Genomic DNA, 15,023 nt, shown 5'->3' on the forward strand with positions numbered 1-15,023 from the left:
AAGAGGTTGCACATGTGAAGGTGTCCATATATGGATTTACAGCGATTTTGCGAAAATCATGCTTGGGTACTTTGGTGTGCGAGGATTTGCAGTGTCTACAGAATTACTTTTGCCATCAGGCAGTTTAAAACATCTAAACTACGCATTTGCTTATGGTGCCGATGCCGTTTACGCAGGCCAACCAAGGTATAGCCTGCGTGTGCGTAATAACGAGTTTAACTTAGAAAAACTCCAACAAGGTATTAACCTAGCCCACCAAAACAACAAACAGTTTTATGTGGTGAATAACATTGCGCCGCACAACGGCAAACTAAAAACCTTTTTAAAAGATGTTGAGCCTGTGGTGGCAATGCAGCCAGACGCGCTAATTATGTCAGATCCTGGGTTAATTATGCTGGTGCGTGAGCATTTTCCCGAGCAAGTCATTCACTTGTCTGTCCAAGCCAATGCGGTTAACTGGGCAACTGTGAAATTTTGGCAACAACAGGGGATCAAGCGGGTGATTTTATCGCGTGAATTGTCGATTGATGAAATCGCTGAAATTCGCCAACAATGTCCAGATATCGAAATTGAAGTGTTTGTGCACGGTGCTTTGTGCATGGCGTATTCAGGCCGCTGTTTATTGTCTGGTTATATGAATAAACGCGACCCAAATCAAGGGGCTTGTACTAATGCTTGCCGATGGTCGTATCAGGCGCATGAAGCAAGCGAAGATGGTGTTGGTAATTTTGTCCCGAGTGAACAAACGGAAGCAACCACCACAGATAAAATATTTTTATTAGAAGAAAAAGAAAAGCCTGGTCAATTTATGCCTGCATTTGAAGATGAACACGGCACCTACATTATGAATTCAAAAGATTTACGCGCGGTTGAACATGTACAAAAGTTGGTTGAGATAGGCGTTGATTCACTCAAAATAGAAGGGCGGACTAAGTCATTTTATTATGTAGCGCGCACAGCACAAGTGTATCGTCGTGCAATTGATTTGGCTAAATCGGGCGAGAAATTCGATGCGAATTTGTTATTTGAATTAGATAAATTAAGCAACCGAGGGTATACCGAAGGCTTTTTACGTCGGCATACCCATGATAGTTATCAAAATTATCAAACAGGCAATTCTGTTAGCAGCTTGCAACAACTAGTTGGTGAAGTTATTGAAATGGATGCCAACCAGCGCAAGCTCAAAATTGAAGTAAAAAACAAGTTTAACCAAGGTGATTCACTCGAACTAATGACACCTGAAGGCAATGTGAATTTTGAGCTCAAAGAGCTTAGTGATAAAGACGGATTGCCAATTATCAGTGCCTTGGGATCAGGCCATCAAGTTTGGATTACATTGCCAGCAGATGTTGATTTGATCTCCGCCGATTTTTCGGTGCTTTTACGCAATTTGCCCGAAGGTACTGATACACGCGACCCATATCAAACGGTTGCAGTGAAACAAGTTCTTTAATTTAACCTAGTTCAGTTTAATTTATTCAAGGAGTAACTAATGGCGCTGTTAATCGAAGAAGACTGCATTAATTGTGATATGTGCGAGCCAGAGTGTCCTAATCAGGCGATCATTATGGGAGCTGATATATATCAAATTGATTCAGATAGATGTACTGAGTGTGTCGGGCATTATGACGAGCCTCAGTGCCTAAATGTATGTCCAATAGATTGTATTATCCAAGACCCAAACAAAGTGGAAAGCCATGAGGCACTGTATGCTAAGTTTATAAATGTCCAATCTTAACATATAACAAGGCCCCATCTTGCTGAGTGTAGGGGGTATGTTTGCTTAAGTGTGGACTTCTAAGCCAAGTGCCTTTAGGGTATGTGCCATGTTCGTCGTAAAAGGTACCGTCTAATACTAATATTTCTTCGCCACCCCAATGCTGGTGAGGCTTAAACTTGGTGTTGGGTTGCCATTTTACCAAGGCGACATGTTCTGATTTAAAACTGTGCAGTGGCAAAGTTCTGATACCTTCAACTAAACCTGTTTGCCAAGTGCTATTACTAGAATCAATTATAACGGGCTGGCAATCGTCTTGAGCAAACTGGTGGAGTTTGACGAAAATAGTTGCACCTTGTGCGCCGACTTTAGGTGTATGTTTGCTACCAATTGGGTTGCGAACATAGGTGCCTTGCGGGTAGACACCATGCTCGTCAGCAAACTCACCTTGCAATACCAAAAATTCTTCTCCACCAGAATGTACGTGTGGTGAAAATTGGCTATGAGGAGCGTACTTTACAATGGATGTTGCTCGCGCGACTTCATCACCGATTCTATCTAGCATCATGCGCTCAACGCCAGCAAGTGGCGACTGGCGCCACTTATACTCTGTTGGTTGAATGACAACTTTTTGATTGAAGTCTGCGTTGATTCGGGTAACCATTGGTCTGTACGTCGCTATTTACTGGTGTTAGCTGTTATTCCACTAAACTCAGTGGATAGATAATATCATCTAGCATATCACCATTGCTTGAAGCAAACGAGACTCTAAATTGGTAGAGATGCCCATCAGGTAATTCAGCTGTTGGGGTTAACCCTGTGAGCTTAAAGGTCATTTTTGTCTTACCTGATTCGCTGCCGACAGCTGATTCATCCACTAATACAACATCTTTTACTGGAATCCATTTCGATTTAAAGTGACGGAACCAAAAGCGTATACCGCCTTCGTCAGATTTTATCACGCGATTACCTGTGCCTGCATGGTATTCTACTGCTAGAGTATAGCTGTCGCCAATTTTTAGCGGTTTGTTTTCAAACTCATCACGGTTGACGATTTTTACGTAAGGTGCGGTTGTTTGACTTGCATCAATACTCGTTTGTTGAGGTTTGGCTGGTGTAACGACTATACCTGCATCAATAATCTGATTTGCTGGCACATTTTCAAATTTTACGCTTTCACCGTTGCGCCAGGTTACAGTGATCTCATCAACTTTTTGGTGTTTCGCTAAACCAAAATGAACTATGTTGAGTAAACTTTGTGAAAATACAGAGCCAGCAGAACCGACTTCTTGCAGATAAGTTTGCCCCGCAATTTTTAGTTTAACCACGGCTGATATAGGATCTATTTTAGCTTTTGGTGAATACGCTACCCGAGTTAAAAGGTAGTTATTTTGCGTAGAAGTTTGCTTGTTAATCGTTTGATTCTGATACAAATACCACTCACCACCTTCACTGCCGCTCAGTATATCTAGGTCTCCATCTAAGTCGAAATCAAACGCTTGTCCCATATCACCTTTACCTGGACCCTGGATATCATGTGCGCCATGCGAAGTGGTTGCGACAAATTTTTGTGAGCCATTGTTCAACAGCATCAAATCTGCACCACGCGCATGTATTAGCCCCCAGCGATAAACTAATAGATCTTGGAAGCTGTCGTTATTGAAGTCACCTACAGTCACACCTGTTGAATTTCCGCCTTGTGGGATATTCCATTGACTCGAGACATCAACAAATTTTCCATTGTCGTTTCGTAATAGTATATCTGCGGTATTTCTGTTTGCCGCTTCAAAGTCGAGTTGGGCAGATTCTACGCCAGATAAACTAAACTGGTAATTCCAAAAAAGGTTAGCGTTTCGCACTAACAAGGCTTGCCACTGGTTGTCGCCTAGGTAGCCAAAATATACGCCGCTTTCAGAGGTGTCTTCTGGCCAGCCTTGGGCATCTTTTGCCGTTAGGGTAAATGTTTCGCCAGCTTTAATTGATGAGACTTTCTTATTTTTGCCTAAAAATATAGGATAGCTTTTGCCTCTAAAGTTGCCTCTAGCTAAATAAGTATGGTTGTACAGTTTTACATCTTTGCTTGCGGTAAAGCTAAATGAGTCCGTCCCTTTCAGTCCACGTGGTTTTATGGAAAATATTTGTTTGTTTGGTTCAAAGTCAACACTTGCCGCTAGGCTATTGTTGCTTTCTATATCTTTACCTCGGGCTAGGTATAAATCTAAGTCGCCATCGTTGTCTATATCTATATCTGCGATAGCCAATATCCCGCGTAATATGTTGATCTCCTTGGGGAATTGGTCGGTGATTTCTGTGTAGGTAAAATCACCATTGCCTTGCCAAACAGATAAAGGCGAGTATAAGATAATATCGTCTATTTGGTCGTTGTTTAAATCTGTGATTAAAGTGCGTGATGGATGCTGATTAAGTAAACCTTCAACGAAGCGAAACTTAAATGTGCTATTACCAAGGTTTTCGTATGCGAAATGCTGTGGCTTGTCACCATGAAGGCTGGTTTCATTGATCAATAATAGGTCTAGGTCTCCATCTAAATCCATGTCGGTCCAAAAACCGCCACGGCCACGGCCTCCTCGTTTTATATTGACATCACCTGTCATCAATACCAAAGTGCCATGGTTGTTATGATAAAAATTGGCTTTTGATGGGTTTTTGCCGTTGCCACCTCCTTGAGTTACGATTAAATCGAGATCACCATCGTGGTCATAATCGCCAGCAGAGACACCATGCAAATCATGCATAAACCAACGGGCTAAGTCTTTTTTATGTTTGGTAACCGTACCATCTCCGTTGTTCCAATAGAGTTTACTGCTTTCGGCATTATGGTTATTCACGATAAAGTCGTAGTCACCATCATTGTCTATGTCAGCTACGGTTGGTCCACCGTATTTAATTGAATTCACTTTGTCTAAACCCGCGGGTATAGAGATGTCTTGGTATTGAGGTATTTGAATATCTGTTGTGTCTTTAATGGTTAACGACGTTATTTTCAAAGCGGCGTTTAAGCTGGATAACTTGAGCTTAGTTGGCCCTGTTTGATTGAATTTTATTAGGGCTGTTAGCGAATGCTGACCAGCAGATGGAATATCTAAATTGCTGAACAATACCTGCTGATTGGCCATTAAGCTGATGCTGGCATATGCCTGCGAATTGTCTACTTGCATATGCACGACTTTGGTTAATGGGCCCGTAACTTCATAGTCAATTTCAATCGTTGTTTCGGGTGTTACTTCCAGGTTTTTAGCAACTTGTGTTTTATCTGCTGAACAAGCAAAAAGTAAAAACACTAACAGATAACAGATAATATTTTTCATTTTTTATTGATTTGTAGATTGAGTATGAAGCTCAAGATACTAAAAAATAGTCATGGTTTAAAGTTAATTGTTATCAATATGTGTGAAGGGGATTTTATATATCAATATATTTTGCTGTTTGCTTTGCTGCTCGTTGGGGGATTAAAACGATTGATTTTGTGCTGAAAAGGGCTGGTAGGGTTTAGATGCAGCGAGCTAACAATTGAGATAGGAGTTGGACTTAACGGTCCAACTCCTTATAGGTCAATTGGTTGATTTATCTATGTTAGTCTTCGTTTGGCAATTTAACCAGTAATACAGTAAAGCCTGCAATAAACCAACTAATCCCGCCAATTGCAAATCCATAGATAGGTTTGGCGTCAAACATTTCAGTGATAATAAAACCGAGTACCGCTGCTGCCAATATTTGTGGTAGTACAATAAAGAAGTTGAAGATACCCATGTACACCCCGAGTTTATGCGAGGGGAGTACATTGGACAGCATGCTATAAGGTAAAGATAAAATCGATGCCCAAGCAAACCCAACTCCAACAGTAGACAATAGTAACCAAGTAGGGTCTTCAACAACTAAAAAGGATAAGAAGCCGAGCGCACCTATCCACAAATTAATCATATGACCAAGTTTTAAACCAACTTTGGCAACAATAATCGGGATGACGATAGCCGCGATAGCTGCGTAGCCATTATAGGCTGCTGACAAGACACCCCACCAATCAGCCCCTTCAGCAAATGCTGCTGAAGTTGGGTCTCCATTGCCAAAATGATGCTCGGCCACTGCAGCCGTTCCATAAATCCACATTGCAAATAGTGCAAACCAAGAGAAAAATTGCACGACGGCCAGTTGGCGCATTGCTGAAGGCATCGCAAACAAATCTTCGACCACTTCAACAAAACCATTCTGAGTACGATTTTTTGATTTTAGGATAGCTACAGCCCACTGCACGCAGGCAAATACAATGCAACCGCCAGATAGAATATACAATTGCTTATCTAAATTTAGACCGATAAAAAACGCAGTTAAAATGAGTCCAGCTAAAAACCATAGTACTCCATGGGCGACGAATTTATTGATTGATCTGTCGTTAACAACATGTGTTGCATGTTCGGATAACCCTCGTTGCACTCGTTCGAACTTTTCAAACTCTGCCATTTCTTCTGGGCTATATTCTTTTGTGGTAAATACAGTCCATGCAACGGCTAAAAAGAAGCTAATCCCCCCAACATAAAAGGCGTATTTGACACTGTCGGGAATTTCTCCTGGAGGTGCTGTATTTGCAACATCAAACCAGTTGGTCATAATCCATGGCAACATTGAAGCTGAAACCGCACCCACACCAATGAAAAAGGTTTGCATCGCGTACCCTTTAGGTCGTTGTTTTTGTGGCATCATGTCGCCAACAAAAGCTCGAAACGGTTCCATTGACACATTGATTGATGCATCCATAATCCACAGCATGCTGGCAGCAAACCACAAGGTCGGTGAATTTGGCATAATGATCAGCGCTGCCGATGCAAACAATGCCCCCCATAAAAAATAAGGGCGGCGGCGGCCAAATTTACCCCAGGTTTTGTCACTCATGTGGCCAATGATAGGTTGGATGACTAAACCTGTGATGGGGGCGGCTAGCCAGAGTATTGGCAGGTTATTGTAGTCTGCACCTAGGGTTTGAAATATTCGGCTAGTGTTCGCATTTTGCAGCGCAAAGCCAATTTGTATACCTAAAAATCCGAAACACATGTTCCAAATTTGCCAAAAATTTAGATAGGGTTTTTCTCGCATCGTCATAGTAAGCTGCCAGTTGTTTATTATTGTGACAATAGTAATGAGTATGGAACAGCATAGTGATTCTGCAAAAAAAAGCCTTTGAATACGAATGCAATAAATCGAACTATAGTCCTTGTTTATTTTTGTCATGCATAAATGTAATAAATTTTTCGTATGGTTGTATGACGAAAGGTGGTAGTTTGGTCTAGGGCCTGTTGACCTTTCTAGCAAATATTTTATAGGGGATATTCAATGTATAAATCAGTATTAATTGGCGTTAGCTTGGCTATTACTTCGTTAACTGCTGCGGCAGGCCAACAAGTTGGCGCTACACTCAATCATAAACAAAGTTTGGCCTTGGCTGATATTCCGGCTGGCGTTATTAAACAGATAGCAGCTGTACGCCCTAAATTTGTTGCAAAAGAAGCTGAAAAAGAATTTAAACATGGCAAGGTATATATTGATGTTGAGGGACTAGACCAATACGGTAATGAGATTGAATTTGATATGTTGCAGCAGGATGGAACTTGGAAAATTGTTGAAATTCAGCGTGATCTTGAAATGTCGCAGTGTCCTGATTCTGTCGTTATTGCGCTGACTAAAGCACATCCGGACATTCAGCCTAAACGCATCATAGAAAGTGAGCAGGCAACAGGCGAAATCATTTACGAATTTTATACGGTTGATTCCGCCGGACAAGAAGCTAAATATGAAGTTAAGCTGGCTAATGGCACTGCTGAACTACTTAACCAAGAGTGGCAGCACTAGAATTTATATCTGTAGCTTACCGACAACTCATTTTTTTGGTACGAACTAACTGAGTTGTCGGCATGCGTCCAAGCGCGTTGAACTTTTAACGAAATTTTATGCGCATTGGATTTATAGTGGCCTGCAATATAACCTGTGTAGAAACGACCAGAATAGTTGTAGCTATACCAGTCACCACACAAGTTTTGATTTATATCTTGGTCGTACCATAAGTAGTTGTATTGGTTTGGCGTATACACTTGCGAAGTCTCTTGGTCATTGATGCAGTAGCTGGTCCGTTGGCTGCTAACTAGGTCACCCATTGCGTAATTTACCCGCAAGTGCAGTTGCCAATTGTTGGTCAGTTTATATTCCGCTTGGCCAAATGCTTGATTGATGGTTTGGTCAAATACTTTTTTATTGGCAGTGATATGGCTGCTATTTAACCCTGCGCGCATTTGCAGGACGTCGGTCAGTCGTTTATTCCAAATGAAAGTTAGGTCTAATTGCTTTGCGTCACGCGCATTGCTGCGACTATTGACAGTTTTAATGTTGGCGCTGACTATGTAGTAAGGCGCTAGATATTCAAATTTATTTTGCCAACCATACCAAGCACCTAAAGCCAACTCGGTGTTGTTTAACATGGAAAAGCTTTGCTGTCGGTTGGCTTTAGCTGAGGCGACAAAATTAACCTTTCGATTGATAGTTATCGGCAGTGCATAGCTTACTTTGGCAAGCACTGTGTGTGTTTGGTCATCGTAAATATCTGCTGCTTTGTATGCATTCATAATATTGTCGCTGTGTGCATACTCAGCCGATACTTGGGTACTCAAATTGGTTGTGCTACTGCGGGCAGTAAAACTAAATATATAAAAACATAGTGCCAAGTAAGCTAGTGCTTTTGCTCGCATTTTGGTTTCCCGCAATTCACTTTTGTTATCCAGAGTTTAGCTTGTTTCAGTATAACCGCAGTTTAGGAAAATTAAACCTGTTGTATTGTAAGCTTGCAGGACTATTAAAATAGATTAAGTTGTCGAGAGCTGATTTTGTCGAAGCTCATACCAATAAAAGGTAAAATACCATCCGCAATTGGTTTAATTTGCTTGTCCAAATAATGTTGGTAATCAATTGGACTTTGTTGATATTCGACCGGTTGAGGGCCTGTGGTGGTTATCAGGTAGCGGATCCAGCCTTTGTTTTGATAGCGTAAACTTTTACCTCGTTTGCTATTTTCTTCATCTGCCATACGCGCAGCTTTGACTTGCGGTGGTATATTTTTTTGATAGTCGGCTAAATTTCGTCGCAGGCGCTTGCGGTAGACTAGGTGTTGGTCTCGTTCACCAGATAATACTTGTTGAATGAAGTTAATGATATAGTCGCTGGGATCTTTTTCGGTAAATACCAGCAAGTACAACTGCTGCTGGAATTCACGGGCAAGTTCGGTCCAATCGCTACGTACGGTTTCTAATCCTTTAAAAATTAGCTGTGGTTCTGTGTGTTGTTGATTGCTGGGTGCTAAAACACCAGCGTAACGCTTTTTGCTACCCGCTTCTGAACCTCGAATAGTAGGCATTAAAAAGCGACTGAACAGAGTTTCAAATTCTATTTCTAAGTGACTTTCTAGTTGATAGGTATCTTTAAGCCATTTTTGCCATTTTTGGTTGATTAAATCTTGTAGTTGCAAGCCAATTTCACGGGCTTGATGGCTGTCTGTAACATTTTCTAGCCAAACAAATGTAGAGTCAGTATCGCCATAAATAACATCATAGCCTTGTGCTTCAATCCATTGTGCGGTTTGTTGCATGATTTGATGGCCGCGCATTGTGATTGAGCTGGCCAATCTAGTATCATAAAAGCGGCATCCACCCGAGCCTAGCACCCCATAAAATGAGTTCATGAGGATTTTTATTGCTTGCGAGCGAGCTTGGTCTTGTTGCTCCTTGGCCTGATCGCGTTGTGCCCATAATTGAGTGATGATGTCGGGCAAAAAGTGCTTGTCTCTTGAAAATAGCGCACCTTTAAAACCTTCAATTGCTTGTTGTGGATTTTGTAGCCCTTCAATTAACCCAAGTGGGTCTATTTTAAAGGTGCGAATAATTGATGGATATAGACTCTTAAAGTCGAGCACCAGCACATTGGAATATAAGCCTGGTTTTGAATCCATCACATAGCCACCAGGGCTGGCTAATCCACCGCCTTCAGGCAAATTAGGCGCAATGTACCCTGCTTTATGTAATTTAGGTAAGTAGACGTTGGTAAAGGCTGCAACTGAGCCGCCTACTCTATCTAAATCTAACCCTGTAAGCTGGCTGCGCAACATTAAAAAATCAATTAGCTTCGTCTGTTCAAAGATTTCTGTTACTAGTTTTGTATCTTGCAGGTTATATTTTGCCAGCGCTAATTTATTATGTTCAAAATCATAATTAATTTGCGCCATGCGGTTATCTACGTCGTGGGTTAACTTGCCTTTGCCGAGTAGTTTTTGTGCGACATTTTCAAGACTAAAGCTCTCGAATTGATAAGTTGCGGTTTTTAATGCATCAATGCCATCAATCACCACTCGACCATCAATATTCACGTAGCCTTGGTTTTGTTCGGTTGGGTGATTACGCCAGCGGATCTCAGAGCCATTCCGACCGACACACAGTTTAATTCGATGTCTTTCTGCGCGCTTTAGCAGTAATCGAAAATCAAAATTAATAACGTTCCAACCAATAATAATGTCGGGGTCGAGTAGGTTTAGTTGTTTGATAAGCTGTGTTAATAGCTCGGCTTCATTGTCAACCCAAATAATATCCAGTGCAGTTGCTTCGTTCGGTGTTGGGCCAATCATTATTATCAATTCAACTGGCGGCATGTGTAACGCAACTGAGTATAGCTCTCCATATTCACTACATTCGACATCGAGCGAACAGCTGCTCAATTTTATTGATATGTCATTGCTCGGGGTTATTGGGATGTCTTTATATACTTGTTTATGCTGCAGTCCTGTTGCAGCTATATTCACGGCGCCTTTTAGCCGACGTGGCATTAGGTATCTATCGTGCAGCCTGATGTCGTCTTCAAAACATTCAATTTGGTGTTTGCTGAGTATTCGGTTGGCTTTTTGTCCACTGCGAATATTGGCAAATTGTAATAATACCACCTGGTTTTGTTGAAAGGTTTTGTGTTTGATTGAGTTGTACTCAAAAGCAATTTTTTGTGCTGATAGCAATTCATATGCTTGTTGAAATGACTTCTGTTCAATAAAAAATAAATTTTTTTGCTCGGTGTAATGCACACAAACCGTTGAAGTTTTAGTCTTTAGCCAAACTTCGACTATGGCTTGTTCATGCCTATCATAGCTGCTTTTGCTGAGGATATAGGCTGGCGTTAAATTATTTGTTGGTTGTTTATTGAGCATTATTTTGTGACAAGTCGTTGTTAATTAATAAACATTCTTTGATTTATTTGTAATCGATTTGTTGATTTATTGTACTTGTATACTAAGCTAATTTATTGATCAGACATCCGCCGCTGAGATTAAAAATATATTTGGCCAGACCAAGGATCCAAAAGATGAAAAATACTAACAATCGTACCCAAATTAAAAAATCGCTTGTTCAACCTATCTCAAAATCTTCAATCGCCATCGCCGTTTCTACCGCGCTATGGACTTCAACAACTGTTGCTGCAACTACCTCATCACTAAATGACAGTAGTGTAAATAGTGATGGTGGTGCAACTATTACGGGTGTTGGTGATGGTTCAACTACTGCTAATGTCACCGCAACAACACAGAATACTATCATAGATTGGCAGAGCTTAGGTCTTGCAGATGATGAAACCATTAATTTTAACGGGACAACTGAATCAGTATTTTTAAACAGGGTGACAGGCAACGATGCTAGTTTGCTTGATGGTTCGGTGAACACCAGCAACGTAGAGACGTTGATTTTTGTCAACCCGAATGGGGTAACAGTTGGGTCCAATTTTAATAACACTGGGGCGCTGAATAGCAACTTGATGATATCAACCAAAGATGTATCGAGCTTGGCTGGTTACGACCAAGACTCGGTTGACTTTGGTTTGACATTAACCGACAGCGGTAATGATGCGGACATTACTATCAACTCAATCAGAGCAACGGTTAATGATGATAAAATGCTTAATATCGTTTCTGAAAACGACGTTGTTATTAGTAACTCAGGCACGGGTACAGATACCCTGGGTGCGAACTATTTAACCATTACTGCTGATGGCGATGTTGATGGTTCTGCTGGGGCAATTGCTGCGGATGGTGAAATATCAATAAGTGCGGGTGGAAATGTAGATATTGAATCAGTAAAAGCTGGGGTTATATACATAGATGCAACAGGCACAGTTAGTGTCGATCAGTCTGCTGGCACCTTAGAAATTGGTCAAGTCGAAGGTTCTAGTATTGATTTAACCAGCGTTCAATCTTTATCGGGTGGCGCAGTGGTTATTAATAATCCTATTACCGCCACAACGGGTAGTCAAACCGGCCAAAATACCGACTTTTCAGATGATGCTCATTTAATTACCGATGGAACCATCACAATTAGTGCATCTGATTCAGCAAGCAATAATTTAGAAATAGGCACCAACGGCAATGCGATTGAAATCAACTCATCTGACGGTACCTTAACCACTTCAGGTAACAATGTTGGAAACTTATATTTCACTTTAGATGGTGATTTAAATGTGGGGGATGTAACTTCCTCTGGTGATATTCAAATAAGTGAAGCCAGTGGTTCAACTTCAAGTTTAACGCAAACGGGTACCCTAACGTTAAATAAATCAGCTGGACAAGAGATCACGTTAGACTTTGCCGGCGTGGATGTCGATGACTTAGACCCAACTGTAAGTAATGCTGCTGATTTAACCATTAAATCCAACGATCTAACAATTGCCGATACAATTGATGTATCTGGTCAAACTTTAACCCTAACAACTACTGGTGCCATTACGGGGGAGGGCACATCTGCGAGTGATTTTACTGCTGATACTTTAGTGATCACAGGTACAACCAATTCAGGGACCTTTGACACTGAAGTTGACAATTTAAACATGACCCAAGCAGGAAGCTTAACCATTAGCAATGATGGTGACTTAGTTTTAGGTGTTGCTAGTGTAAATGGTTCAACTTCTATTACTACTAAAAATGCTGGTGATGATATTACCTTAGGTAATGCGGTAACTATTGCTGATAGCGCCAGTTTAAGCTTGGCAACCAATGATACAACAGGTGTTGTGACGGTAAATGGTGTGGTATCAGGGGCTTCAGGTACCTTAGATATCACCTCCGACAATGTTGATTTGAATGCCGCGATTACTGCGGGTTCGGTAAATTTAGACACTGTGACAGATAATGCCGCGATTGACCTTGGCACAGCGGTTGGGACTTTGAACCTAGATGCATCCAGTGTTACCAATTTAACCGCAGGTACAGCCGCGCAAACCGTTACCATTGGTGATAGCAGTAACACAGGAGCTGTGACTATCAACTCAACTATTAGTAACACTAATGTTGACTTGGTGATTAACTCCGGCAATTTAACTATAGGATCTGCGGTTACCGCGAATAGCATTGACACTGATACAGTGGGAACTGCTGATGTTAACGCTGCTGTTGTGACAACTGATAATCTTGATATAGACGCAACTGGCAATTTTGCTGTGTCTGCAACAGGATCTATCACATCTAGCGCTGGCGACATTATTGTTAATTCTGATGGCACAATCACCACCGATGGTGCACTCAATGCTGCAAATGATTTAACTTTAACAGCTGACGGTGCGGTTGATACTAATCAAACACTTACCGCAGGTAATGATACCAGTATTAGTACCACAACGGGTACTGTCACGATTGATGCTGCTGCGACCAGTACAGGCGACGTCACTATCAGCACATCCGACAGTTCAGTCACTACTACCGCTAAAGTTTCAGGTGCCGATTTAACCGTGACTTCATCAACTGGTGCGACGTTAATTACCGCGGTTGATTCTGCCGCAATTAACGCTGGTTCAGGTGACATCAGTGTAACTGAAGATGATGCGCTGGCGCTGAATAATATCGTAACAACCAGCGCAAATAGCACGGCGGTAACTATCACCTCAACCGCGGGTGGCATAACTTCGAACGATAGCACGTCAATTCAAGCAAGCTCGGGTGAGATAGCGTTAAATGCAGCAGCTGACATCGATGTGAATACATCTGGCGCAGCAACCTTCAATAGCTTGTCTGACGGAGTTGACATAACAATTGATGCAAACACCAATGCGGTAACATTTACGGATGCTGTTGGTGGTGGGGATGATGTATTAACCGTTGACGGTTTAGACGTGCAAAACGCAACAGACTTAAATACAGGCGCTGACGCGATTACCGTAACGTCTGGCGATCTAACATTATCTGCGTCAGGCACTTTAACCGTAGCTGGTGCATTAACTGCAACGGATCACGTTACACTGCAAGGGAATAGTGTCAGTTTAGCAGCTGTTACCTCTGACAGTGATGCAGATGCGGCGGGTGATATTCTGATTGAAGCTGGCGCTGGTGGTCTGGCACTCAACGCGAACGTAACATCGAATAATAATGATATGGATGTTCGTGGCTTAGCTGATTCCAATACTATCGGATTGGGTAATGGTGTGGGTGATGTCAGCATTAGCCAAGGCGAATTGGATCTATTGCAAGCGGGTACAGGTGTGATCACTTTCGGTCGTTCAACTGGTGGTGCTGTTGATATAGATGGAGCTGACTTAACGACAACAACTACTCACGCAGGTGTTGATATCTTATCAGCTGGCGCTGTATCTATTGATAATGCGTTAAATGTGGCTGACGATTTAGACATCGAATCTGCCAGTGTGAGCAATAGCGGCTCAGCAGTTATAACAGCGGTTGATTTAGATGTTACCACAACGGGTAACGCAGATTTATCTGGCAACAATGTGTTGTCTGGTACTATTACTTCAGATGTTAGTGGTAATTTAACGCTGACTAATACAACCAATACCACATTAGGCACAACCTCGGCGGCTAACTTAACCTTGTCGTCCAACGGCAGCGTTACAGACGCGGGGGTAATTAGCGTAACAGGCACCACTGACATTGATAGCTCGACTGCGAATGGTAATGTTGATTTAAATAACAATACTCATAACTTAGCAACCTTGGTTGTTGATGCAGGTACTGGCACGTTAGATGTTGCAGAAACTGATGCATTAACTTTACAAGTGGACAATGCTGGCGCTGTAACTCTAGATTCAGTTGGTGATCTGACATTAAATGCAGGAACAATGACAGGTTTAACTGTGACTGCGGCTAATTCAGTAACCGACGCCGGTGCATTAACTGTCTCTGGCACAACTGATATAGATACTTCAGCAGCCAATGGCAATATCGATCTCAATAACTCAACCCACAGCTTAGCAACCTTAGTTGTAGATGCAGGCA

General features: G+C 41.8%; 9 protein-coding genes. 4 read left to right on the top strand and 5 right to left on the bottom strand.

Going from position 1 to position 15,023, the window contains the following annotated elements; all coding sequences use genetic code 11:
- Positions 1 to 58 precede the first annotated feature (58 nt).
- On the top strand, positions 59 to 1,453 hold the full coding sequence (gene yegQ, locus DS2_RS18280; RefSeq protein WP_051480005.1) for a tRNA 5-hydroxyuridine modification protein YegQ: 1,395 nt from the start codon (positions 59 to 61) through the stop codon (positions 1,451 to 1,453).
- Between the two features lie 39 nt (positions 1,454 to 1,492).
- Positions 1,493 to 1,738 (top strand): YfhL family 4Fe-4S dicluster ferredoxin, encoded by a 246-nt coding sequence (locus DS2_RS18285; RefSeq protein ID WP_035016468.1) that lies wholly within the window; start codon positions 1,493 to 1,495, stop codon positions 1,736 to 1,738.
- Here DS2_RS18285 and DS2_RS18290 read toward each other — a convergent pair.
- From DS2_RS18290 to DS2_RS18300, 3 genes are all read right to left on the bottom strand, one after another.
- Positions 1,719 to 2,381: a cupin domain-containing protein gene (locus DS2_RS18290; RefSeq protein WP_035016469.1), complete on the bottom strand. Its 663-nt coding sequence runs from the start codon at positions 2,379 to 2,381 to the stop codon at positions 1,719 to 1,721. The genes DS2_RS18285 and DS2_RS18290 overlap by 20 nt on opposite strands.
- A gap of 34 nt (positions 2,382 to 2,415) precedes the next feature.
- Positions 2,416 to 5,046, bottom strand: coding sequence for a CRTAC1 family protein (locus tag DS2_RS18295; RefSeq protein WP_035016470.1), 2,631 nt, complete (start codon positions 5,044 to 5,046; stop codon positions 2,416 to 2,418).
- 265 nt (positions 5,047 to 5,311) lie between these two features.
- Complete coding sequence (locus tag DS2_RS18300) at positions 5,312 to 6,832, bottom strand: MFS transporter (protein WP_081754334.1); 1,521 nt, start codon at positions 6,830 to 6,832, stop codon at positions 5,312 to 5,314.
- Positions 6,833 to 7,063: 231 nt separating this feature from the next.
- On the opposite strand from DS2_RS18300, the gene DS2_RS18305 reads away from it, so the two are divergent.
- Positions 7,064 to 7,579: a hypothetical protein gene (locus DS2_RS18305; protein WP_035016471.1), complete on the top strand. Its 516-nt coding sequence runs from the start codon at positions 7,064 to 7,066 to the stop codon at positions 7,577 to 7,579.
- Here DS2_RS18305 and DS2_RS18310 read toward each other — a convergent pair.
- Together DS2_RS18310 and DS2_RS18315 are read right to left on the bottom strand one after the other, a co-directional pair.
- Positions 7,576 to 8,469, bottom strand: a complete 894-nt coding sequence (locus DS2_RS18310; RefSeq protein ID WP_035016472.1) for a hypothetical protein — start codon at positions 8,467 to 8,469, stop codon at positions 7,576 to 7,578. The two genes, DS2_RS18305 and DS2_RS18310, sit on opposite strands and share 4 nt — an antisense overlap.
- Positions 8,470 to 8,573: 104 nt before the next feature.
- Positions 8,574 to 10,961 (bottom strand): DNA polymerase II, encoded by a 2,388-nt coding sequence (locus DS2_RS18315; RefSeq protein ID WP_051480004.1) that lies wholly within the window; start codon positions 10,959 to 10,961, stop codon positions 8,574 to 8,576.
- Between the two features lie 155 nt (positions 10,962 to 11,116).
- Here DS2_RS18315 and DS2_RS18320 point away from each other — a divergent pair.
- Positions 11,117 to 15,023, top strand: a 3,907-nt coding sequence (locus DS2_RS18320) for a beta strand repeat-containing protein (RefSeq protein WP_035016473.1), incomplete at its 3' end; no start/stop codon positions are given.

This window comes from Catenovulum agarivorans DS-2, assembly GCF_000568405.1.
Taxonomy (GTDB): domain Bacteria; phylum Pseudomonadota; class Gammaproteobacteria; order Enterobacterales; family Alteromonadaceae; genus Catenovulum; species Catenovulum agarivorans_A.